This is a genomic window from Mucilaginibacter sp. A3364 (assembly GCF_059690715.1).
Genome location: NZ_JCAWED010000001.1, coordinates 637,294 through 660,314 on the forward strand (window position 1 = coordinate 637,294; position 23,021 = coordinate 660,314).

At 43.9% G+C, this 23,021-nt stretch carries 26 protein-coding genes; 24 read left to right on the forward strand and 2 right to left on the reverse strand.

Features of this window, described 5'->3' with window-relative positions; genetic code table 11:
* Positions 1-163: 163 nt before the first annotated feature.
* Both AC59JT_RS02665 and yihA read right to left on the reverse strand, forming a co-directional pair.
* The gene (locus tag AC59JT_RS02665) at positions 164-1,024 is read right to left on the reverse strand and encodes a UbiA-like polyprenyltransferase (RefSeq protein ID WP_497395859.1); all 861 of its coding nucleotides are present in this window, start codon (positions 1,022-1,024) and stop codon (positions 164-166) included.
* Positions 1,025-1,145: 121 nt separating this feature from the next.
* On the reverse strand, positions 1,146-1,769 hold the full coding sequence (yihA, locus tag AC59JT_RS02670; RefSeq protein ID WP_497395861.1) for a ribosome biogenesis GTP-binding protein YihA/YsxC: 624 nt from the start codon (positions 1,767-1,769) through the stop codon (positions 1,146-1,148).
* Between the two features lie 151 nt (positions 1,770-1,920).
* On the opposite strand from yihA, the gene AC59JT_RS02675 reads away from it, so the two are divergent.
* The 24 genes from AC59JT_RS02675 to AC59JT_RS02790 all read left to right on the forward strand — a co-directional run bounded on the left by AC59JT_RS02675 (position 1,921) and on the right by AC59JT_RS02790 (position 23,018).
* Positions 1,921-2,409, forward strand: a complete 489-nt coding sequence (locus tag AC59JT_RS02675) for a VOC family protein (RefSeq protein ID WP_497395863.1) — start codon at positions 1,921-1,923, stop codon at positions 2,407-2,409.
* A 153-nt stretch (positions 2,410-2,562) separates the two neighbouring features.
* Entirely contained in the window at positions 2,563-3,060 is a 498-nt protein-coding gene (locus tag AC59JT_RS02680; RefSeq protein ID WP_497395865.1) for a GNAT family N-acetyltransferase, read from the forward strand.
* A gap of 3 nt (positions 3,061-3,063) precedes the next feature.
* On the forward strand, positions 3,064-3,552 hold the full coding sequence (locus AC59JT_RS02685; RefSeq protein WP_497395867.1) for a MarR family winged helix-turn-helix transcriptional regulator: 489 nt from the start codon (positions 3,064-3,066) through the stop codon (positions 3,550-3,552).
* Positions 3,552-4,046: a GNAT family N-acetyltransferase gene (locus tag AC59JT_RS02690; protein WP_497395869.1), complete on the forward strand. Its 495-nt coding sequence runs from the start codon at positions 3,552-3,554 to the stop codon at positions 4,044-4,046. Before AC59JT_RS02685 ends, AC59JT_RS02690 begins: the two co-directional genes overlap by 1 nt.
* A gap of 207 nt (positions 4,047-4,253) precedes the next feature.
* A complete protein-coding gene (gene ubiE, locus AC59JT_RS02695) occupies positions 4,254-4,985 on the forward strand; it encodes a bifunctional demethylmenaquinone methyltransferase/2-methoxy-6-polyprenyl-1,4-benzoquinol methylase UbiE (RefSeq protein WP_497395871.1) in 732 nt (243 codons plus the stop codon).
* On the forward strand, positions 4,982-5,716 hold the full coding sequence (gene porT / locus AC59JT_RS02700; protein WP_497395873.1) for a type IX secretion/gliding motility protein PorT/SprT: 735 nt from the start codon (positions 4,982-4,984) through the stop codon (positions 5,714-5,716). The genes ubiE and porT overlap by 4 nt, the downstream gene beginning before the upstream one ends.
* A gap of 76 nt (positions 5,717-5,792) precedes the next feature.
* A complete protein-coding gene (locus AC59JT_RS02705; protein ID WP_497395875.1) occupies positions 5,793-6,551 on the forward strand; it encodes an SDR family oxidoreductase in 759 nt (252 codons plus the stop codon).
* A 72-nt stretch (positions 6,552-6,623) separates the two neighbouring features.
* Positions 6,624-7,073 (forward strand): GatB/YqeY domain-containing protein, encoded by a 450-nt coding sequence (locus AC59JT_RS02710; protein WP_497395877.1) that lies wholly within the window; start codon positions 6,624-6,626, stop codon positions 7,071-7,073.
* A gap of 111 nt (positions 7,074-7,184) precedes the next feature.
* Positions 7,185-7,952 carry an alpha/beta fold hydrolase gene (locus tag AC59JT_RS02715; RefSeq protein ID WP_497395879.1) on the forward strand — a complete coding sequence of 256 codons (768 nt, stop codon included), beginning with the start codon at positions 7,185-7,187 and terminating at the stop codon, positions 7,950-7,952.
* A gap of 2 nt (positions 7,953-7,954) precedes the next feature.
* Positions 7,955-8,617 (forward strand): CBS domain-containing protein, encoded by a 663-nt coding sequence (locus AC59JT_RS02720; RefSeq protein WP_497395881.1) that lies wholly within the window; start codon positions 7,955-7,957, stop codon positions 8,615-8,617.
* A gap of 85 nt (positions 8,618-8,702) precedes the next feature.
* A complete protein-coding gene (locus AC59JT_RS02725; protein ID WP_497395883.1) occupies positions 8,703-9,581 on the forward strand; it encodes an NAD kinase in 879 nt (292 codons plus the stop codon).
* 8 nt (positions 9,582-9,589) lie between these two features.
* Positions 9,590-10,375 (forward strand): type IX secretion system protein PorG, encoded by a 786-nt coding sequence (gene porG, locus AC59JT_RS02730; RefSeq protein WP_497395885.1) that lies wholly within the window; start codon positions 9,590-9,592, stop codon positions 10,373-10,375.
* A gap of 274 nt (positions 10,376-10,649) precedes the next feature.
* On the forward strand, positions 10,650-11,390 hold the full coding sequence (gene uppS / locus AC59JT_RS02735; protein WP_497395887.1) for an undecaprenyl pyrophosphate synthase: 741 nt from the start codon (positions 10,650-10,652) through the stop codon (positions 11,388-11,390).
* Between the two features lie 63 nt (positions 11,391-11,453).
* Positions 11,454-14,003 carry an outer membrane protein assembly factor BamA gene (gene bamA / locus AC59JT_RS02740; RefSeq protein ID WP_497395889.1) on the forward strand — a complete coding sequence of 850 codons (2,550 nt, stop codon included), beginning with the start codon at positions 11,454-11,456 and terminating at the stop codon, positions 14,001-14,003.
* A gap of 14 nt (positions 14,004-14,017) precedes the next feature.
* Positions 14,018-14,548, forward strand: coding sequence for an OmpH/Skp family outer membrane protein (locus tag AC59JT_RS02745; RefSeq protein WP_497395891.1), 531 nt, complete (start codon positions 14,018-14,020; stop codon positions 14,546-14,548).
* Positions 14,549-14,597: 49 nt separating this feature from the next.
* Positions 14,598-15,110, forward strand: a complete 513-nt coding sequence (locus tag AC59JT_RS02750; RefSeq protein WP_497395893.1) for an OmpH/Skp family outer membrane protein — start codon at positions 14,598-14,600, stop codon at positions 15,108-15,110.
* Positions 15,111-15,262: 152 nt separating this feature from the next.
* On the forward strand, positions 15,263-16,096 hold the full coding sequence (gene murI / locus AC59JT_RS02755; RefSeq protein WP_497395895.1) for a glutamate racemase: 834 nt from the start codon (positions 15,263-15,265) through the stop codon (positions 16,094-16,096).
* A gap of 120 nt (positions 16,097-16,216) precedes the next feature.
* Entirely contained in the window at positions 16,217-17,287 is a 1,071-nt protein-coding gene (locus AC59JT_RS02760; protein ID WP_497395897.1) for a complex I subunit 1/NuoH family protein, read from the forward strand.
* An 81-nt stretch (positions 17,288-17,368) separates the two neighbouring features.
* Positions 17,369-17,959 carry a 4Fe-4S dicluster domain-containing protein gene (locus tag AC59JT_RS02765; RefSeq protein ID WP_497395899.1) on the forward strand — a complete coding sequence of 197 codons (591 nt, stop codon included), beginning with the start codon at positions 17,369-17,371 and terminating at the stop codon, positions 17,957-17,959.
* Positions 17,956-18,507: an NADH-quinone oxidoreductase subunit J family protein gene (locus tag AC59JT_RS02770; protein WP_497395901.1), complete on the forward strand. Its 552-nt coding sequence runs from the start codon at positions 17,956-17,958 to the stop codon at positions 18,505-18,507. Before AC59JT_RS02765 ends, AC59JT_RS02770 begins: the two co-directional genes overlap by 4 nt.
* Entirely contained in the window at positions 18,504-18,809 is a 306-nt protein-coding gene (gene nuoK, locus AC59JT_RS02775) for an NADH-quinone oxidoreductase subunit NuoK (RefSeq protein ID WP_497395903.1), read from the forward strand. The genes AC59JT_RS02770 and nuoK overlap by 4 nt, the downstream gene beginning before the upstream one ends.
* 4 nt (positions 18,810-18,813) lie before the next feature.
* Positions 18,814-19,338: a hypothetical protein gene (locus tag AC59JT_RS02780; protein ID WP_497395905.1), complete on the forward strand. Its 525-nt coding sequence runs from the start codon at positions 18,814-18,816 to the stop codon at positions 19,336-19,338.
* A 3-nt stretch (positions 19,339-19,341) separates the two neighbouring features.
* Positions 19,342-21,405 carry an NADH-quinone oxidoreductase subunit 5 family protein gene (locus AC59JT_RS02785; RefSeq protein ID WP_497395907.1) on the forward strand — a complete coding sequence of 688 codons (2,064 nt, stop codon included), beginning with the start codon at positions 19,342-19,344 and terminating at the stop codon, positions 21,403-21,405.
* 5 nt (positions 21,406-21,410) lie between these two features.
* Positions 21,411-23,018: a complex I subunit 4 family protein gene (locus tag AC59JT_RS02790; RefSeq protein WP_497395909.1), complete on the forward strand. Its 1,608-nt coding sequence runs from the start codon at positions 21,411-21,413 to the stop codon at positions 23,016-23,018.
* Positions 23,019-23,021: the final 3 nt, after the last annotated feature.

Here is a 23,021-nt window from a genome sequence, read left to right on the forward strand (position 1 = left end):
GGCGCACCTGCTTTTCATTATTGATTGATAATGAGATATTTACTTGAAAAAGCGGCGCACTGTGGCGCAGACTTATAAGTCAGATTTTTTCAGGTTCAAAATGAGGTAATTTGCTGATATACAGGGTAGAAAATAATGCGCCATTTTTCAAGAGCGGCGCACCCTAAAAATGAATCAAAAACGTCCTATCCAATAAAAATAAAACCGCGAATACCACGCTGGCAATACCATTGGTGGTCATGAAAGCGAAATTAACCCTACTCAGATCTGTAGGCTTCACCAACAGATGCTGGTAGATCAGCATCGAACAAAAGAAAACGATACCTATATAATACAGCAAACCCACATTGGTGTAAAACACCGGTAGCATAATAAATATGGCTGATAACACATGCAGAAAGGTAGAAAAGCGCAAAGCGTTTACTTTACCCAGGTAAGCCGGTATAGAGTGCAGGTTTTCGTTACGGTCAAAATCCTCATCCTGCAAAGCATAAATAATATCAAAGCCGCTAACCCAGCATAATACAGCTAGCGAAAAGAATATTGGCAGCAAAGCAAACTCGCCGGTAACCACCAAGTAAGCACCGATAGGAGCCAGGGATAAGCCCAAACCCAATACCAGGTGGCACAATGCGGTAAAGCGTTTAGTAGCACTATATCCTAAAACCACCAGCAAAGCCACCGGCGACAGGTAAAAACATAACGGATTAATAAACCACGTAGTACCAATAAACAACAGGCAATTAACAATAGTAAAAGTTAATGCCGAAGCAGGGCTAATGCGCCCGGCCGGGATATCGCGCACCTTGGTACGTGGGTTTTTGGCGTCGATGTTCCTGTCAAGATAACGATTAAACGCCATAGCCGAGTTACGCGCGAACACCATGCACAACACCATCATCACCAGCTTTTGCCAAACAAAAGGATGGTTGGTAGTAGTCACCGCCAAAAAGAAGCCTATAAAGGCAAACGGCATGGCAAATATGGTGTGTGAGAAAGTTACTAGTGATAGATATTTTTTCATGTATATAATCCCATTTGTCATTGCGAGGAGGAACGACGAAGCAATCTCCGCGGATAGTTATTACGTTTACTTGTCTGCGGAGATTGCCACGCTACGCTCGCAATGACATATTTTGTATTGTTTATTCAAACGTTTTATAATCCGGCACTTCAAAGCCTCGGTTTATTTCATCAATAAAGTTCAGCACCTCATCTCTACCTAATTGGCTTTCGCTGGATGTAATGAAATAAGGCGGAGCCTCTTCAAAGGTAGTAAGCAGCGCTTTTTTAAACTTAGCCACGTTCTGGTCTGTTTTTACGCTCGATTGTTTATCGGCCTTGGTAAATACCAGCACAAACGACAGGCCTTTTTCGCCCAGCCAGTTGCAAAACTCCAGGTCTATTTTCTGTGGCTCAAGGCGACTATCGATCAGCACCATTACACATTGTAGGCTTTCGCGCTTATCCAGGTATTGTTGGATGAATTTGTTCCAGTCGGCTTTTTTGTTTTTGGAAACACGCGCGTAACCATAGCCCGGCAAATCCACAATGTACCAGTTATCATTAATTAAAAAATGATTGATGAGTTGTGTTTTACCCGGTGTTTGCGATGTTTTAGCCAAACCACGTTTGGTGGTAAGCATATTGATCAACGAAGATTTACCCACGTTTGACCGCCCGATAAAAGCGTATTCGGCTTTAACCGGCGGCGGCAGTTTTGATATCTGCGTATTACTGCAAATAAATTCGGCAGACTTTACGTTCATGGGGGCAAAGATAGGTAAATAAAGATTGAAGATTAAAGATTAGTGATTAGGTGATGCTTGAGTAACAATCATAGCAATGCCACTTTTATTACTAATCTTTGATAACCAATCTTTAATCTTTAAATTTGAATGTTTAAACATGTAATTTAAAATGGAACCCTATAAAATACCCGCCCAAACCCGCATAGGCCACGTACACTTAAAAGTGAGCGACCTGCAAAAGTCTTTAGATTTTTATGCCGGGTTATTAGGTTTCGAGATACAACAAATGTATGGTAGCCAGGCGGCCTTTATTTCGGCTGGCGGATACCATCATCATATTGGCTTAAATACTTGGCAAAGCAAGGGCGCGCCGCGTGCGCCGGAATATGCGCCGGGTTTGTTTCATACCGCTATATTATATCCTGAACGTAAAGACCTGGCCGTTATATTACAACGCCTCATCGACGAGAAATACCCGATAAGCGGTGCCTCGGATCATGGCGTATCCGAAGCTGTTTATTTGGATGACCCGGATGGTAACGGTGTTGAATTATATTGGGATAAACCTAAAGAAGAATGGCCCCGCGACGCAGATGGCGAAATTGCCATGGTTACGCAACGATTGGATATTGAAGGGTTGCTGGCGCTGGCGAAGTGACCTCTTCCCAACCCCTCTCCAACGTAGAGGGGCTTTAAATAAAACTTTCTTTGTAATATGTAAGTCAAAGTCCTCTACTTTGGAGAGGATTTGGTAGAGGTTGTTTTGATATTATGTAGTTAACTACGTATTATTGTATATAAATTTATTACCATGGAAAATAATGTCATCATCAAACCTATTTATAACGACTACTGCCCGCAGATAATTGATATTGTACTAACCATACAAAGGCAGGAATTTGGCTTACCCATAACGCTGGAAGATCAACCCGATCTGCATGATGTAGAGGCCAATTACCATGCGGGCGGAGGTGGCTTTTGGGGTGCTTTTGTTGGAGAAGAATTGGTAGGCACTATAGCGTTGATGAACCCGGGACATAACTCGGGCGCTATCCGGAAGATGTTTGTTAAACAGGCGTTCCGTGGTAAAGAGCTTGGCATAGCGCAAAAATTATTGGATACTTTGTTAAAAGACTGCGCTGAAAAAGGAATTACCGATATTTACCTGGGTACGGTACCGCCGCTAAAAGCCGCGCACCGGTTTTACGAGCGCAACGGCTTTACGCGGATAGAGGGCGATGATTTGCCACCTTACTTTCCCCGTATGGCGGCCGATACGATGTTTTATGAACTGCATTTAACAAAATAAGCAATGGGATTAATTGAAGAATCGGGCGCGCTGGCCCTGGCCACCCGCATGCAGCGCCTGGCCGAGCAGATGCGTAAGGATGGCGCGCTTATTTACAAAGCGCATGGGATTGATTTTGAACCCAAACTGTTCGCCATTGTTTACACGCTGCATCATAAAAGGCAATTAAGCGTGGTTGAACTGGCTGCGGAGATTGGCTACACGCACCCTTCAACCATTACCTTATTAAAAGAGCTGGAAAAGCTAAAGCTGGTACGATCATCAAAAGACAAGGCCGACGAACGCAAACGCCTGGTGCAGTTGACCGAAAAAGGCAAGGCACTGGTTGAGCAAATGAAACCGGTGTGGGAGGTGATCACTGCCGCGGCTACCGACCTGATCAATACCCAAAATAACCTGCTCAAAGCCGTCGCCGAGGTGGAACAAGCAATGGAACTACAAAGTTTTTACCAGCGCGCCAAAGCTATCATGGCCGCAAATGATAATAAATAATGAGTATCACAATTAGAAATATAGAATCCGGAGATAACATCGCGCTAGCTAAAATTGTCCGCGCGTCGCTGGAAGAGTTTAATGTGCCAAAACAAGGCACAGTTTATTCCGACCCGACAACAGATGCTCTGTTCGAACTATTTAACCAAACACCCGGCAGCTGCTATTTTGTAGCCGAAGAAAACGGCGAACTCATTGGCGGATGTGGCATTTACCCGACAGATGGCCTCCCTTCCGGCTACGCCGAACTTGTAAAGCTGTATCTCACCGCCGCCACCCGGGGTAAAGGCATTGGTAAAATGCTGATGGAACGCTGTTTTGAAGCGGCTGCCGATCTGGGATACACGCATTTGTATCTCGAATCTTTCCCGCAACTGGCTAAAGCGGTGAGTTTATATGAGAAAACCGGCTTTAAGCCGCTTGATGGGGCCTTGGGTAATTCGGGGCATTTTGCGTGTACGGTTTGGATGGTGAAGGAGTTGGGTGCGAAGTAATACTTCGTTATGCAAGCCAGGCCCGAGCGATTCCCTCCCTCGGGAGGGTAGGGTTTCTAAAAGCGACAAGCAAGCGTGCTAAACCCCTCCCTGCCACCGCGCTTTCCCGCCGCACCCCTCCCAAGGGAGGGAATTGAAATAACAGTTGCCTCCATCAACTATCAACTATGAACCATCCCCCCAATACACTATCTTTGCGCCAACACTATGAGCAAAACTGTAATTCCGTATAACGCTGAGCAGGGCACCAAAAAAGAGCAGGTGGCCGATATGTTTAATAATATATCAAAAACCTACGATTTTTTGAATCACTTCATGTCGCTTGGTATTGATATTATCTGGCGGAAAAAAGCCATCAACGAGTTAAAGAAAGATCAGCCCAAACTGATACTGGACGTAGCTACCGGTACCGGCGATTTCGCTTTCGAAGCATTGTCTATCCTAAAACCTGAGAAAATTGTAGGCGTCGACATTTCGCAAGGTATGTTGGATGTGGCCAAAGAGAAAATAGCCAAACGTGGTTTAGGCGATAAATTTGAGATCCGCCTGGGCGATTCGGAGAAACTACCTTTTGAGGCCGATGAGTTTGACGCGGTTACCGTGGCTTATGGCGTGCGTAACTTTGAAAACCTGGAGCAGGGCCTGGCGGATATTTACCGTGTGCTAAAACCGGGCGGCAAAGCCGTGGTGCTGGAGTTTTCAAAGCCCAAAGCTTTCCCGATAAAACAGTTATATAATTTCTATTTTAACTATATAACCCCGGGCATTGGCAAGCTGTTCTCAAAAGATTCGCGTGCATATTCATACCTGCCCGAGTCGGTAGCGGCTTTCCCTGACGGGAAGAATTTTACTACGCTGATGGATAAGGTGGGTTACAAAAATACCAAAAGCCGGCCTTTGGCGTTTGGTATCTGTTCTATTTACACAGGCGTTAAATGAGGTTAATCCGCTACGTAGCTTTAGTATTGTGTTTATTTGGCAGTGAAAAACTGTTTGCACAAGCGGCCCCGGCCTGGGGTGGCGGTGCCGATGAGCGCGATTTTAGCTTCGGCTTTAGCTTTAGTTACGTAGGCAGTTATTTTAAAATAGATAAAAATCCCGATTGGCGCGCGCCCTACTTCGATGCCGTTAACGGTCAGCTTACCGATTCATTGAATAGCATAAGCGCAGGCAGCGGGCAAGGTTTTGCAGTAGGTTTTTTGGCCCGGCATCGTATTACAGATCATTTAGAGGTGCGTGTTACGCCGGCTCTTATTTTTGCAGATAGAAGTATTAACTACACTTACGCTAATACAGAAGAGAATCGCCTCAAATCCATTCGTACAACCACTGTTGATATCCCGGCGCTGATGAAATTAAAATCCGACCGTATAGGCAACCTGCGAGCATATATATTAGGCGGATTAAAATATTCGCAATCATTAGGCTCAAAAGGCGATGGTGATGCTAGCGCGGCTCCTTTGGAAAAAGCCATTAAAAACGTAAACGGCTATGCCTCATACGAAGTGGGCCTGGGTTTTGATATTTATTTTGAGTTTTTTAAAATGTCGCCCGAGGTGAAGATCGCCAATTCCTTTGGCGATGTATTGGTGCATGATAATGGTCCGTTTACACGGCCAATCAACAAACTAGGTCTGCACACTGTAATGTTTAGCCTGCACTTTGAGTAAAGCGGGTTTTAATTTTACGGATGGTAGGTTTCCGCATAAAAAAGCCTAATTTCGTACCATATTTCACATTTACGCTATGGCAAAAATTGCATTAATTACAGGTGCTACCGCCGGCATTGGCGAGGCTTGTGCCCACTTGTTCGCCCGCGAAAAATATAATTTGATACTTACCGGCAGGCGGGCCGACCGCCTGGAGAAACTGGCTGCCCGTCTCAATAAAAAATACGATGTAGAAGTTGCCGTAAGTGCTTTTGACGTGCGCGACCGCCAACAGGTAATAGATAACCTGGAAGGCCTGCCCGCCAAATGGAAGCGCGTTAACGTACTCATTAACAACGCCGGCCTGAGCCAGGGCCTTGATCCCATACAAAATGGCGACTATGACGATTGGGATACCATGATAGATACCAACGTAAAAGGTTTGCTATATGTAAGCAAGGTAGTAGCCAACTGGATGATCAAAAACGGGCAGGGGCATATTGTAAACATAGGCTCCATTGCCGGTAAAGAAGTTTATCCTAACGGGAACGTGTATTGCGCCACTAAGCACGCGGTTGATGCCCTAAACAAAGGTATGCGTATTGATTTGGCACCGCACGGCATAAAAGTTACCGGCGTGCATCCGGGCGCGGTTGAAACAGAATTCTCGGAAGTACGTTTTAAGGGTGATAAAGAGCGCGCCAAAAAGGTTTACGAAGGTTTTGACCCGCTGGTAGCCGAAGATATTGCCGAAACCATATGGTTCGCGGTATCGCGCCCTAAACACGTTAACATAAACGATCTGCTGGTAATGCCAACAGCACAACCTACGGCGACGAATATTTTACGTAAATAATGTGCAGATATGCAGATGATATCAAATAAATCAAATCCGAAATTCAACATTCGAAATCCGAAATAGAAAATCATGTCATTAATACAACAAATAGATCAGGATATAAAATTAGCCATGCTAGCTAAACAAAGTGAGCGTTTACAGGGCCTGCGCGCTATAAAAGCTGCCTTATTAGTAGCAAAAACAGAAAAAGGTGCTGCCGAAGAAATGACCGGGGAGGCCGAGATCAAGGTTTTGCAGAAGTTGGTGAAACAACGTAAAGAGTCGGCCGAGATTTATAAAACCCAGGGCCGCGATGACCTGTACCAAATAGAAATGGCTGAGATGGCCGTTATTGAGCCGTACCTGCCGCAGCAAATGACCAAATTTGAAGTAGAAGGTTATTTGCAGGAATTGATAGGCCGAATTGGGGCTACATCTATACAGGATATGGGCCGTGTAATGGGTATGGCTAATAAAGAACTGGCCGGCAAAGCCGATGGCCGCACCATATCAGAAGTGGTAAAACAACTATTAGGATAAATGTTGTTATACTTGGTATAACACAAGTATTTTTAGCATATTACAGCGTAATTACTGCAAGCTTATACTTGTTGTAAAGCATTTTAAATTAAACGTTTATAATACATATATATGAATTTCGTGCTTAAAGAGGGACATGGTTTTAGCTACATCGAAGAAGGTGAGGGCGAAACACTGGTATTATTGCACGGTTTAATGGGCGGTTTAAGTAACTGGGAGGTTGTTATTGAAGAGTTCAGTAAAAACTACCGGGTGCTTTTGCCTATACTACCGGTGTATGATATGCCCGTGCTTACCACCGGTGTAAAAACCCTGGCCAAGTTCCTGCATAAGTTTATCAAGTATAAAAAACTGGAAGATGTTACCTTATTGGGTAACTCGCTGGGTGGGCACGTTGCGTTAATATATGTACTGGCCCATCCCGAAATGGTGAAGGCGCTGGTGCTTACCGGCAGCTCGGGTTTATATGAAAATGCTTTTGGTGGTTCGTTTCCGCGCCGCGAGAGTTATGATTTTGTGAAAGAGAAAGTTGAATACACCTTTTACGACCCCGCTGTTGCTACACCCGAATTAATTGCCGAAGTTTATAAAACCGTAAACGACCGTCATAGCGTAATTAGGTTATTAGCCATGGCTAAATCGGCCATCAGGCATAATATGAAAAAGGACTTGCATAAAATTACCATGCCGGTTTCGTTAATATGGGGAAAGAACGACAAGATAACCCCGCCCGAGGTAGCCGAAGAGTTTAACGAGTTGTTGCCCGACTCGGAGTTGCACTGGATAGACAAATGTGGCCATGCCGCCATGATGGAGCATCCGCAGGAGTTTAACCGTTTGTTAAAAGGTTTTTTTGAGAAATTAAAAGCAAGAGGATAAGCATGTTTGCAGCCGAACTGATAACCGACGCGATACCGCCAATTCACACTTCTGACACGGTGCAGAGGGTGATCGATCGTATGGCCGAGTTCCAGGTAAGGCACCTGCCTATTGTTAACCAGGAACAGTTTTTAGGTTTGATTGCTGAAAGTGATTTCCTACCTGAAACCGACCATTCTGTGGCGGTTGGCGCGCTGGGCTTGTCGTTAGTTAATCCTTACGTGCGCGAAGACCAACATATTTATGATGTGATACGGCTGTTTTATGAACAACAGTTAACCATTGTACCGGTGTTGGATATTAAAAATAACTACCTGGGTATGATATCTATCAACACCATGAACAGTTATTTTGCCAAAATAACTTCGGTTTCTGAACCGGGAGGCATTATTGTGCTGGAGATAAGTAACCGTGACAATTCATTGGCGCATATGTCGCAGATCGTAGAGTCTGACAATGCGCAGATACTAAGCTCATACGTGCGTACCTTCCCTGATTCCACACGCATGGAAGTTACCTTGAAAGTAAACAAGCTGGATATATCAAACATCATAGCTACCTTTTTACGTTACGGCTACGATATAAAGGCTACCTTTAATTTTAAAGATCAGAATAATAACGCGATGGATCGTTACGATTCGTTGATGAATTATTTGAATATATAAAGCGGGTCCATAGTCAATAGACGATGGACCATAGTAATAAAGAAAACACACTATCGACCATTGACTATGGTCTATGGCCCAATTTATGAAAATAGCAGTTTACGGCAGGCAGTTTAATGATCAGGCATTGCCTTATATACAGCAGGTATTTGATAGTCTTGCCCAACATGGCGTCAGCATTTATGTACACCACCTGTTAAGCGATTCCCTCATCGGCAAAATAAACAATGTTGATTTTCATGTTTTAAACGAAGGGCAGGAGATAAAAGGCTTTATCGATTTATTTGTAACCCTTGGCGGAGATGGCACCCTGCTGGATATGGTGAGCGTTATCGGTAACTCGGGCATACCTGTTATTGGTATAAACTTTGGCAGGCTGGGCTTTTTGGCCAGTGTAAACAAAAGCGATATCGCGGCAGCAATGCATGCTGTAGTTAACCACCAGTATACGCTGGATAAACGCGGCTTATTAAGTGTTACGTCTGACGAGAACATATTTGGTAAGGATAACTTCGCACTGAACGATATTACCATTCACAAGCGTGATGATTCTGCGATGATCACCATACATATGTTTTTGGATGGTGAGTTCTTAAACTCGTACTGGGGCGATGGTATCATTATCGCTACATCTACCGGTTCAACCGCTTACTCGTTAAGCTGCGGCGGGCCTATTATCTTCCCGCAATCTAACAGCATTGTAGTAAACCCCGTGGCGCCGCATAACCTGAACGTAAGGCCTATTATATTGCCCGATAGCAGCACGCTCACTTTTGATGTAGAATGCCGCAGCGCCAACTATTTAATTTCCTGCGATTCGCGCACTGCGAAAATTGAGAACAAAATGCAGTTTGAGGTTAAAAAAGCCGATTTTGAGCTAAATCTTATCCGCCTGAGTAATGAAAGTTACTTATCAACGTTAAGAAACAAACTATTGTGGGGGCTTGATACCCGCAATTACTAAACTTAATAATGCCCAGGTTTTTAACTTTCATATGTTTACTATTCGCTTTTAACACTGTTTCGGCCCAAAGCTGGGAGGTTGGCGGTTATGTAGGCGGCGCAGGTTACATGGGCGATCTGAATCCCAATAACCCTTTAAAAATATCAGGTGCCGCAGGCGGCGTGTTGGTTAAATATAACTTCGGGCCATACCTTTCGGCTAAGGCGGCCTTTACTTATGGTAGTATTACCGGTGCGGATAGCTTATCAGGAAATCAGCAGTTTAAAAACCGTAACCTGAGTTTCAGTACCGGTTTAAGCGAGTTGAGTTTGGTGGGCGAGCTAAACTTCATGTCGTACGTGCCATCCATCAGCAAAAATATATACACACCTTTTATATATGCAGGGGTAGGCCTGGTAAGCTATAAGCCGCAGGCTATTTACAATGGCCGAACGTACGATCTGCGCGACTACACCACCGAAGGGCAGCAAGCACCCTATGGTACTTCGGCCTTAAGTATCCCGTTCGGTGTAGGTATAAAATATAACATATCGGGCAGGCTCAATTTAATTGCCGATCTGGGTTACCGCGTAGCAAAAACCGATTTTTTGGATGATGTGAGCGGCGTTTACGCTAATAAGGCACTGCTGCCAAACGGTGTATCCCAGGCCTTGGCCGACCGCAGCGGCGAGCGCACGGGTACCTACATTGGCGCTACGGGTAGCCAGCGGGGTGATCTGCGCGCGCATGACACCTATTTGTTTGTAGGTTTTTCGTTAACCTACACCTTTATCACCTCTAAATGCTATTTCTAGCAATTTGTACATCGCTGTTTTTTTATCTGTTTGAGTATAAAACAAGTACAATTTAAAGCGCTGTTGATAATAAGTTTTTCTTTTATAAAAGCATACTAAAAAAGTACAAAGTAAGTTTTACCTTTGTCACCTGAAAAAAAGGTACCGGTTAAAAAATATCTGGTTGGTTTTGTTTAAAAAACAACATAATAAAACGCACGCCAGGCGTGTTTAAATATATTAGCAAACACGTAGCGCAAGTTCTGCAGGGAATATAAGCGCCGGCAAAAACGAAATGGAATATAAGAGTAAGATCGATCTGTTAAGGCTACCGCAGCACATAGCTATTATTATGGATGGTAATGGCCGCTGGGCTAAGGAGAAAGGCAAATTAAGAGTATTTGGTCATCATAACGGCGTAGTATCTGTACGCGATGTGGTTGAAGGTGCCGGCGATCTGGGTGTTAAATACCTTACCCTGTATACCTTTTCATCAGAAAACTGGAACCGCCCTAAGCTGGAAGTTATGGCCATCATGGAGTTAATGGTTACTACCATTAATAAAGAGATAGCCACGTTTATGGAAAACAACGTGCGCTTGAATGCTATTGGCGACCTGAAAATGCTGCCAAAAAAATGTTACGAAGAGTTGACCAGGGCAATGGACACCACGGCAAGTAATACCGGTTTGGTATTAACGCTTGCTTTAAGCTACAGTTCGCGACACGAAATATTAAGTGCTGCAAAAAACATAGCCGCCAAAGTTAAAGCCGGTGAGTTGGACGTTAATGATATTACCGAGGATGTTTTTTCGGATAATTTGTACACGCACAATCTGCCCGATCCTGAACTGATGATCAGAACCAGTGGCGAGTACCGGATAAGCAATTATTTGCTTTGGCAGATAGCCTACGCCGAGCTGTATTTTACACCAAAGCTATGGCCCGACTTTAGGCGCGAGGACCTGTACGAAGCCATTATTGACTATCAAAAACGCGAGCGCCGTTTTGGTAAAACCAGCGAACAGGTTAACTAAATTTTTCCCTTTAACACTTTTTAACAACTGAATAAATTATTTTTAGCCCACTAAAATATACGAATGAATAAATTTCTGTTTGCTATTCTTTTCTCAGTAATAAGTGTTGCTGCAATGGCGCAAGTGCCTACCCGAACGCCTGCGTTTCGCCCTTCGTCTACCACAACGGATACCCTGAACTATAATAACCCTAAAGAGTATATTATTGGCGATATTACAATTACCGGCGCAAAACACCTGGAAAAGGACATTTTGTTACAAATATCAAAAGTAGCTAAAGGCGATAGGATAACCCTGCCGGGCGAAGCTAACGCCAACATTATAAAAGCCATGTATGCACAACAGCTTTTTGATGATGTGCAGTTAAACGTTACTAAAATAAACCTTGATACCATTTACCTTGAAATTGCCGTAGTTGAAAGCCCGCGTCTTTCGCGCCTGCGCTTAACCGGTATATCAAAAGGGCAGATTGACGAGATACAAAAGAAACTAACCGATAAAACCGGGAAAATTGTAAACCAAAACCTGTTAAGCACCATTACAGGTGTTATTAAAAGGTTTTATGGCGAAAAAGGATTCTTAAATGCCGCGGTTAACATTAAACAAAGGCCCGATCCGGGAGATAGCACGAGCGTTATTTTAGACGTAGCTATTGACAAGAAAACCAAGGTGATGATAAACAGCGTTACCTTTGAAGGTAATAAAGCGTTCAAAGCTTCGCAACTACGCAAGTTTTTATCAAAAACCCGTCAGCGTAAATTCTACAACATTTTTGGTTCAAAAAAATTCAAGGAAGACAAATACACCGAGGATAAGCAGACCTTGCTTGACAAGATGATGGAAAAAGGTTATCGTGATGCCGAGATACTGAGTGATTCGGTATGGGCGAACGATTATCATACGGTAAACGTACACATCAAATTGCACGAAGGGCCTAAGTATTACTTTGGTAACATTAAATGGTCTGGCAACGCCAAGTATTCTGACGATATATTAAACCGTATCCTGCGTATTCAAAAAGGAGACGTGTTTAGCGAAGAAACGCTGAGCAAACGCCTTAACGGTGGTGGCCCAAGCGGTGACGATCTGTCGTCGCTATACCTTAACGATGGTTATTTAACCTTTAATTCAGATCCGGTACAAACCCGCATCTACAATGATACTGTCGATCTGGACATCCGTATTTACGAAGGCCCGCAATACACCATTAATCGCGTTAGCATAAAAGGTAACGATGTTACCAACGATAAAGTGGTAATGCGCGAGTTGCGTACCGTACCCGGACAAAAATTTAATAAGCAATTATTGATAGAGAGCCAGCGTATCATCGGTCAGCTGGGTAACTTTGACGATCAGAAAACAGTACCGCGCCCAACCAACGTTAATCCGCAGGATGGTACCGTGGATATTATTTATGACGTAGTTGAAAAACCTTCAGACCAGGTTGAGCTTTCGGGCGGTTTTGGTGGTGGCCAGTTGGTGGGTACCTTAGGTTTAACCTTCAATAACTTCGCTTTGCGTAACCTGTTTAACCTAAAAGCTTACAAACCATTGCCAAAAGGTGACGGGCAGAAATTGAGCATCAGGGGCCAGTCAAGTGGTCGTACTTACCAAAACTACTCGTTCACGTTCTCTGAGCCTTGGCTGGGTGGTAAAAAGCCTATCTACTTTGCATTATCGGCCTACACGCAGTTAAGCTCAAGCGGCCAGTACTATGCTAAAACCGATCCTAACTATAACTACCTGCGCATTGTGGGTGTAGGTGTAACCCTGGGTAAACGTTTAAGATGGCCGGACAACCTGTTCCAGTTAAACTACTCGTTAAACCTTGACCATTATAACCTGGATAACTACGGTGGTTACCTGTTCTCAAACGGTACTTCATACAATATTAAATTGACGCAGGAGCTAAGCCGCGATTCGCGTGATGCGCCTATATTCCCTACGGGTGGTTCAAATTTTAAGTTTACTATACAGGTTACGCCGCCGTACTCGTTGTTTAACGGTATAAACTATAAAATAGCAACTCCGGCCGAGCGTTATCACTTTGTAGAATACTATAAATTTAAATATGACGCGCAATGGTTTACCCGTTTAGCCGGTAAGTTTGTGATCATGTCTCAGGTGCGTTTTGGTTTCCTGGGCCAGTATAACCAGCAGGTTGGCCCATCGCCGTTTGAGCGCTTTAAACTGGGTGGCGATGGTATGCAGAGCTACCAGTTTTTACAGGGTAGCGAGATCATTGGTTTACGTGGTTACGAAAACTTCTCAATCATCCCGCAAGGATCAAACTTAACTTCGGAAACGAACACCGGTAGTGCTATTTATAACAAACTAACGTTGGAGCTTCGTCACCCGTTAATTAATTCGGCATCGGCCACCATATTTATGCTGGGCTTTGTTGAAGGTGGTAACACCTGGAACAAGTTTTCAGACTTTAACCCTTATAACGTAAGGCGTTCGGCAGGTGTGGGTGTAAGGATATTTTTACCTATTTTTGGTCAGTTGGGTCTTGATTATGGCTATGGCTTTGATAAGATCCCTGGTATACCATCTGCCAACAGAGGTCAGTTTAGTTTCTCGATTGCACAGCAAATGGGCGGATTTAACTAATTTGAAGAAATTTAATGAAGAAGATAATTTTATTACTTTGTTGTACGTTCTTAAGTTTCACAGCGGCATTCGCGCAGCGTTTTGCCTGGGTTGATTCGGAGTACATCATGAGCCATATACCTGATTATGTTTCGGCAAAAAAACAATTAGGTGCAAGGTCTGATCAGTGGCAGAAGGAAGTTGATAACCGTTTTCAGGAAGTTGACCGCCTGTACAAAGCCTACCAGGCCGACCAGGTGTTGATGACTGCCGATATGAAGAAACGTAGGGAAGCCGAAATTGTGGACAAGGAAAAAGCAGCCAAAGACTATCAACGTTCAATATTCGGGCCCGATGGCGAGCTTGCTAAAATAAGCGGAGCCACCATGAAGCCGATACAAGACAGGGTAGCCAAAGCTATACAAGCTGTTGCCGAAGGCGAGAATCTGGATATGGTTTTTGATAAGAACAGCGAGATAATGATGCTTTACGCTAATCCGCGATATGATAAAAGCGCCGATGTGATAACACGCCTGGGATTAAAGCCGGGAGTACTTGCTAAATAAATTTATTATCTATATAATCGCACTATAATTAAACACAGAACAAAAAACAATGAAAAATCTATTTAAAGTTGCTTTAGTTGCAGTATGCATGGTTTTGGTGAGCAGCTTTGCGCAAGCACAATCAAAAATTGGCCACATTGACTTCGGCGTAGTTTACACTTCAATGCCCGAGTTCAAAACTATAAATACGCAATTAGACGCGTTCAAAAAAACTTACATTGACCAGTTGGACCTGTTAAGCAAAGACTTACAGACCAAAGGCCAGGAGTATCAAAAAAACTTAGCTACTTACACCCCGGCAATTAAAGCCGCTAAAGAAGCTGAATTAACAGACCTGCAAACCCGCGCTCAAAACTATCAAACTACAGCTTCACAAGCTGTTGAAGCTAAAGGTAACGAGCTAAGCAAACCATTGCTTGATAAAGTTAAAGCTGCTGTTACTGCCGTAGCTAAAGAAAAAGGTTACGCTTACGTAATTGATACATCACAAACTGCTTTATTGGTAGCGCCAGATGCTGACGATTTGTTAGCTGCTGTAAAACTTAAATTAGGCTTGAAATAATTTAAGCTAAACGTCATTTCAGAAAAGCGTTCCGTTGAATACGGAACGCTTTTCTTATTTTAGACCGTTGATTTTTTTTGATTTTGGGATTGCGTTGATTTTTTGACTATCGAAATCACCAATGACTTAATGACCAATGACCCAATGACCCAATGACCAACCCAATAGGTATTTTTGATTCAGGTATAGGCGGTTTAACCGTGTTTCGTTCCATAGCCGAGCAACTGCCGGGGTATGATTATATTTATTTGGGCGATAACAGCCGAGCGCCTTATGGTAACCGTTCTTTTAATACCATACACCAATACACATGGGAATGTGTACAGTGGTTGTTCAAACAGGGGTGTCCACTAATCATCCTCGCTTGCAATACAGCTTCGGCTAAAGCATTGCGTACTATCCAGCAGAAGGATATGGCAGGAATGGATCCATCTAAGCGTGTTTTAGGCGTTATAAGGCCCACGGCCGAGGTTATTGGCAATTACTCTAAAACCAATGAAATAGGCGTGTTAGGTACCAATGGTACGGTGCAATCAGGTTCGTATTTAATGGAGATAGAGAAATTTTTCCCTAACCTGAAAGTGTATCAACAAGCCTGCCCGCTTTGGGTGCCTTTGATTGAGAGCGGCGAATACCAGCGCCCGACGGCTGATTACATCGTAAAGGATTACCTGGATGAGTTAATGGTTCAATCTTCAAATATTGACACGCTGTTATTGGCCTGTACGCATTACCCTTTGCTGATGGATAAGATCAAAGCACAGTTGTCGCCAAACGTAAATGTAATTGCGCAGGGCGATATAGTAGCCGTCAGCCTGGTTGACTACCTGCAACGCCACCCGGAGCTGGAGCAAAAAATAACCAAAGCCGGCACCCGCCGTTTTTTTACTACTGATGATACCGTCGAGTTTGATAACCATGCTTCGCGATTTTTTGAGGCACCGGTTACTTCCTCGCATGTTTCGGTGAGCGAGCTCTCTTGCTAGCCGCTAATATTACACAGCTAATATTTTTTACGTAAATACTACCAAATTAGTCAACTTTATGCTGTTAAGTCTGCGTTAAATTGGCAAGCATTTAGTAAGTTTGCAGCTTTACTATAGGGCTTGAATTTTTATCTCACATATATACTTGTTGGCATTGGCTTATTTTCCTTCGCAGCCCTGTTTGCGTTGTTTGCCGTATATGCTGAGCGTAAAGTATCAGCCTTTATACAAGACAGGCTTGGCCCTACCGAAGTAGGTAAATTCGGCCTCCTGCAAACACTTGCCGATATTATGAAAATGCTGCAAAAGGAGATGATAACTCCCGCTGCGGCTGACAAGCTATTATTTGCCATAGCACCTGCCATTATCTTCCTGGCCGTTTATTTGGGTTTCGCCGCTTTGCCATGGGCACCGGGCATCATCCCATCAAAAATAAACCTGGGTTTGTATTATGTGTTTGCCATTATATCAATCGAAACGCTGGGTATATTAATGGCCGGCTGGGGATCAAACAACAAATATTCTATACTGGGTGCCATGCGTTCGGCCGCGCAGATCATATCGTATGAGATCCCGGCAGGTTTTGCCTTGATAGCCGCGGTTATGATAGCCCAAACGCTCGATTTGCAAACGGTATCAATACAGCAGGGTATACTATCAACAGAAACAACAAAATTTTTAGGTTTTTGGGATGTAAGCCAAACAGGCGGACTGCTGGCCTGGAACATATTCAGGGCGCCGCATTTAATTGTGGCTTTCTTGATCTATTTCATCGCATCACTGGCCGAAAGTAACCGTGCACCCTTTGATATACCCGAGGCGGAATCAGAATTGGTATCGGGCTTCCATACCGAGTTTACCGGTCTGCGTTTCGCGCTGGTGTTTTTGGCGGAGTATTCCATGATGTTCCTGGTATCGATGGTAGGCGTTATCCTATTCCTGGGCGCCTGGAACACGCCGCTGCCTAACATGGGCAGCGTGCAACTGGCAACCTGGACAACCGGTACTTTTTGGGGCATATTTTGGATAGTAACAAAAACGCTTACCCTGGTAGGCATACAGATGTGGATACGATGGACGATACCGCGTTTACGCGTTGATCAGCTGATGAACCTGTGCTGGAAGGTGTTAACACCTGTGGCGTTTGCATGTATGCTGATATCAGGCGTGTGGCGATTGTTAGTGATGTGAGAGTGTAAAGATTAGTTATTAAAGATTAGCACTGCCGATCGGTGAAATCAAAAACAAATCGGTGAAATCAAAATAAATAAAGTGTTTAAAAAAGCTATAAACGGATTTACTACTACCCTGAAGGGACTAACCCTGACAGTGCAGCACCTTTTTGCGTCGAACGCGAAGAGGAAGGTAATTCCTGTAAGCGATAATAACTACTTTAAGCAACTGGAAGGAACCAATACTATTCAGTACCCTAAGCAGTCGCTGCCAAGCCCTGAAGTTGGCCGTTACCAGTTGGATGTCGAGATTGATGATTGTATTGTATGCGACCTCTGCGCCAAGATATGCCCGGTTGATTGTATTACTATTGATTCGATAAAATCTACAACAGGATCTATCGGCGAAACATCCGATGGCTCGAAAAAACTATTGTACGCCGCCCAGTTTGATATTGACATGGCCAAGTGCATGTACTGCGGCTTGTGCACCATAGTTTGCCCCACTGAGTGTATTGTGATGACCAACCAATACGATCGCAGCGTTTTCGAACTAAAAAACCTCAACTACGAGTTTGCCGACATGGCACCCGAAGTAGCCGATGAAAAACGTCGCCTGCTGGAGAACCAGCTGGCCGAGCGCCAGGCAGCCAAACTGGCCGCCATGAATAAAGCGGAGGGTAAAGCATGAGCCTGGTAAAAGTGCTGTTTTATGTAATGAGTTTACTGGTGATAGGATCGGCCGTGTTTGTGGCATCCACCAAAAACCTGGTGCGCAGTATATTTATGTTCTTCATCACCTTGTTTGCTTTAGCCGGTTTGTATGTTTTGGCCCTGGCAGATTTTGTGGCTATTACACAAATTGTGATTTACGTGGGTGGTATTTTGGTGCTGATACTGTTCGCGTTTATGCTATCCGGGAAGGAAACATTAAACACCTTACAGCAACAGAAAAGCAAATTCATCAGCGCCAGCAAAATACCGGGACTAATATTAGCAGTGCTGTTTTTTGCCGTAATGGTAAAAGTGGTATTAAGTATAGGGGCTGATAATCTTCCATGGATAGAGCGGTCAATTATCTCAGGAAATGACATCAAACCCAACACGGTATTGATAGAGAACATCGGTGTAAACCTGATGACCATGTACCTGCTGCCGTTTGAAGCTATATCAATTTTATTGATGATGGCACTTATCGGCGCGGCGCATCTATCACGTAAAGAAGGAGGAGAGGCATGATAACTTTAACCGACTTTTTACTGGTGAGTGCGGCTTTGTTTTGTACGGGTTTGTACATGATCATCACCAAACACAACGCCATACAAATATTGATAGGTATCGAGCTAATGCTAAACGCCGCTATATTAAACCTGGTTGCTTTTGGTAAGTATGACAGGGTAAACAATACCGGGCAGGTATTTGCCTTGTTTGCCATTGTGCTGGCGGCAGCTACAACGGCAGTCGCGCTAGCTATAATATTAAACGTTTATAAGAAGTATAGAACCATTGATCCGGGTAAGGTCAATAATTTGAAGGATTGAGGAAATGAAAGTATTATTTGTTTGGTTTTCTTTTTTCTTTGGGTTTAGTGCTTTTGCGCAAGACAATCTCGCAGATTTGATTTCGCTTAGTAAAAAGAATAATTTGCGGATAACAGTTCTTGATGGTCATGTTATAGATTCCACTGCTCTAGCATCTAAATTAATAGATCCCAAAGAGATTTTACATGCAACATTACTTCGTGATTCATCAGGCATATATAATCATCGTAGTAATGATGGCGTTTTGGTCGTCTTAACTAGAAAATATGCCATCGAACAATATCAAAAGAAATTTAGCGCGTTTTCAAAAGCCTATAAAGACAAAGTTGAGTGGGAGATGAGGCATAACCATAATGACAATGCGATATCCTACATTGCTGTAAACGATAAGAGGAATCTTCTTACAGAAGATGAAAAGATACTTGAACTTTACAATATTCCGGCCACTGAAATTGAAAAAGTTGAATTACAAAAAAAAGAAACTTGTTGCGGTGTGAATGTATCGCTGCATATCAAAAAGAAAAAATAGGAATTGGAAAACTACCTGCCATATCAACACACATTAATTACAAACCTGGCGCTGGCTGCGGTATTGCTGCCTTTGCTTGCTTTTGTAATTAATGTGTGCTTGCCGGGAAAAACCAATAAAGCGGCAGGTTGGATATCAACGCTGGCTATCATTATCAGCTGCGTTTTGGCAGCGATAGTGTTTGGTAAAGTTTGGAACCAGGCCCCAATACATCTTAAAGCAGAATGGTTCACTATTGGCGATAATACTTTATATGCTGGTGTGTTGCTAAATAACCTATCGGCCATTATGCTGCTGCTGGTAACTATAATAGCCCTGCCAGTGCATATTTACAGCACGGCTTACATGAAGCATGATGCGCAATATAAGCGCTATTTTACTTACCTGAGTCTGTTTTGCTTTAGCATGCTGGCTTTGGTAGTGGCTGATAATTTGATCCTGTTTTATGGCTTTTGGGAATTGGTGGGCTTCTCATCATACCTGCTCATTGGTTTTTGGTTTACACGCGATAAGGCTATCATCGCCAATAAAAAAGCATTTATTATGAACCGTATTGGCGATGTGGGTTTACTCATCGCTTTCATGATATTTTATGTACACAGCCATAGTTTTGATATCGACCAATTGTTTGGTGCTTTTGGTCTGATGCAGCAATTCCCGGTTTCGGGCGAGCAGTGGGTAGGAGTTGGCGCTAACCTGCCGGTGTTTTGGCATTATGTGGCCTGTGGGGGGGTATTGTTGGCTGTTGCTGCAAAATCGGCACAATTCCCGCTGCACACCTGGCTGCCTGACGCGATGGAGGGGCCAACCTCTGTTTCGGCTTTAATACACGCAGCTACCATGGTTGCGGCAGGTGTTTTCCTGTTGGGAAGGGTGTATAACTTTTTCCTGCCGGGCGAATTGATGGTAATGGCCGCTATGGGTTGTTTAACCGCTTTTATGGCCGCAACTATCGCGCTTACTCAAAATGATTTGAAACGCATACTGGCCTATTCAACCATATCGCAATTAGGCTTTATGGTGATGGCTATGGGGATAGGTGCTTATGCATCGTCGCTGTTTCATTTAGTTACACATGCCTTTTTCAAATGTCTGTTGTTCCTGGTGGCGGGCATCGTCATCCACGAGATGCAGCATATTAAGGATGATAACAAACTCGACATCGACCCACAAAGTATATTGAACATGGGCGGCCTGCGCAAAAAGCTGCCGCTTACGTTTATTGCGGCTGTTGTTGGTGCGATGGCGCTGATAGGTTTACCGCTTACATCCGGCTTCCTATCTAAAGATGGCATATTAATTCAATCTGTTGATTGGGCCGAGGGTAAAAACATCCTGTTCAAATTGATCCCGTTAGGAGCTATTTTGACTACAGCCCTTACCGCTTTTTACGTAAGCCGACTGGTGGTAAAAGTATTCTTCGGTGAGTTTAAATTAGAAAAATTTCATCCCCACATCCATTACCATATCGGCGATGGGGGATGGCAGTACAAATTGCCGCTGGTGTTTTTGGCCTTGGCTAGTTTGTTTCCCTTGTTCTCGTTAAATCCATTGATTTATGAGCATGCGTGGGTGTTCAGCGGTTTTAATCCCGAGGGAAACCTGGCGCGTGTAAATATCTACCATACTATCATCCCGATAGGGGTAAACATTATAAGTTTGTTTATTATTTACGGTGCTTACGCTGCTTATGTTAAGCGTAATGCATGGTCATCGCCGCAACGGGGCTGGTTGTTCCATTTATCGTATAACCAATGGTACATCGATGCGTTTTATACCCAAGTTGTAGGTGCGGGAGTATTGCTGTTAGGTAAAGGTCTGTCATGGATCGATAAAAACATCCTTGATGGCTTTATTAACGGCGCGGCTAACGCGATGGTAGGTTTAGCCAAAATTGCCGCTTGGTTTGATTATTATGTGATTGACGGAATATCGCGCGTAGCTGCACTGATTGTAAGAATTACCGCTAATTTTGTGCGGTATTTTCAAAGCGGTAAGCTTCAATATTATTTGTTTAGTATGCTGGCTATTGTGCTGGCCCTGTTTATTTTTAAAATACTGATCTGAGCCTGATGAACATACTCACGCTACTCATATTTATCCCCTTGCTGTTTGGCCTCATCATAGCGGTGTTGCCGGCTAGCCTGCGCGATAGTTTTAAATACGTAACGCTGGCAGCTACGCTGGTGCAATTGTGTATGAGCGTTTACCTGTATTTAAACTTTAAAACGGGTGTTGATTTTAGTGGGGTTGTTAACGAAGGCCAATACCAGTTTGTACAAAAACTGCCATGGATCAACCTCGACCTCGGCTCGTTGGGTAAAATGCAGATAGATTATTTTGTGGGGATCGATGGTATTTCTATCACCATGCTTATCATGGCATCGGTGGTAATGGTGATAGCCGCGCTGGCCTCGTGGGAGATCAAGAATAACCTAAAGGGTTTCTTCATTTTGTTTTTGGTGTTGGATATGGCCATTATCGGCGTGTTCTGCGCGCTGGATTTCTTCTTGTTCTATATATTTTATGAGTTGATGTTGCTGCCGCTTTATTTCCTGATCGGGATGTGGGGCGGTGTACGCAGGGAGTATGCGGCTATCAAATTCTTCCTGTATACCTTATTCGGTTCGGTATTTATGTTGCTGGTGATGATAGGTTTGTACCTGTCGGTGACTGATCCTTCAACCGGTAGCCACACCTTTAACATGGTACAAATGATGAACCCGGCCAATTACGGTGCTGATTCTATATTCTCGGTAGTAAGCCAGCAAACCATATTTGGCGTATCAGCCCGGGTGTTGGGTTTTATCATCCTGTTCATCGCCTTCGCCATTAAGGTGCCGGTTGTGCCACTACACACCTGGCTGCCCGATGCGCACGTAGAAGCGCCAACCCCTGTATCTATCATACTGGCGGCTATCCTGTTAAAAATTGGCGGCTACGGTATCATCCGTATCTGTATCAGCATATTTCCTGATGTTGCGGCGTCGGGCGCGTTTTGTTTAGGTTTGCTGGGTGTGATATCCATTTTATACGGGGCCTTAAATGCCCTCGCGCAGCGCGATCTGAAAAAAGTAGTGGCTTATTCTTCCGTTTCGCAAATGGGTTTTGTATTGCTGGGCATAGCCTCGCACACTACCGAGGGGATAAGCGGTGCTATCATTCAAATGGTGAGCCATGGCTTCCTGTCGGCAATGTTGTTCTTCCTGGTAGGCGTGGTGTATAACCGTGTGCACGATCGTGATTTGTATAACTTCCGCGGGCTGGGTAGTTTAATGCCGAAGTATACCATGTTTATTATGATCGCGTTTTTCGCGTCATTGGGTTTACCGGGCTTTTCGGCTTTTATTGCCGAGGCTTTCTCGTTAGCCGGCGCTTTTAAATCACCATCGGTTAACGGCTACTTACCATATTGGATGGCCGCCCTGGGTGCTTTTGGTATATTAACCAGTGCCTGCTACTTTTTGTGGACCTTACAACGCATGTTTTTTGGTGGCTTATCATTAAAAGGCGGCGAAGAATGGAAAGCCAAACTGGTTGACCTTAATGCCCGCGAGATCATTACCCTGTTACCACTGGCATTACTGGTGTTGGCAATAGGAGTAATGCCGTCATTGGTTTTTGGTAAGATCAACGATGCCGTGTTAGCTTTGGTTCACTTTTTACAGCCAGGTAAATAAGGT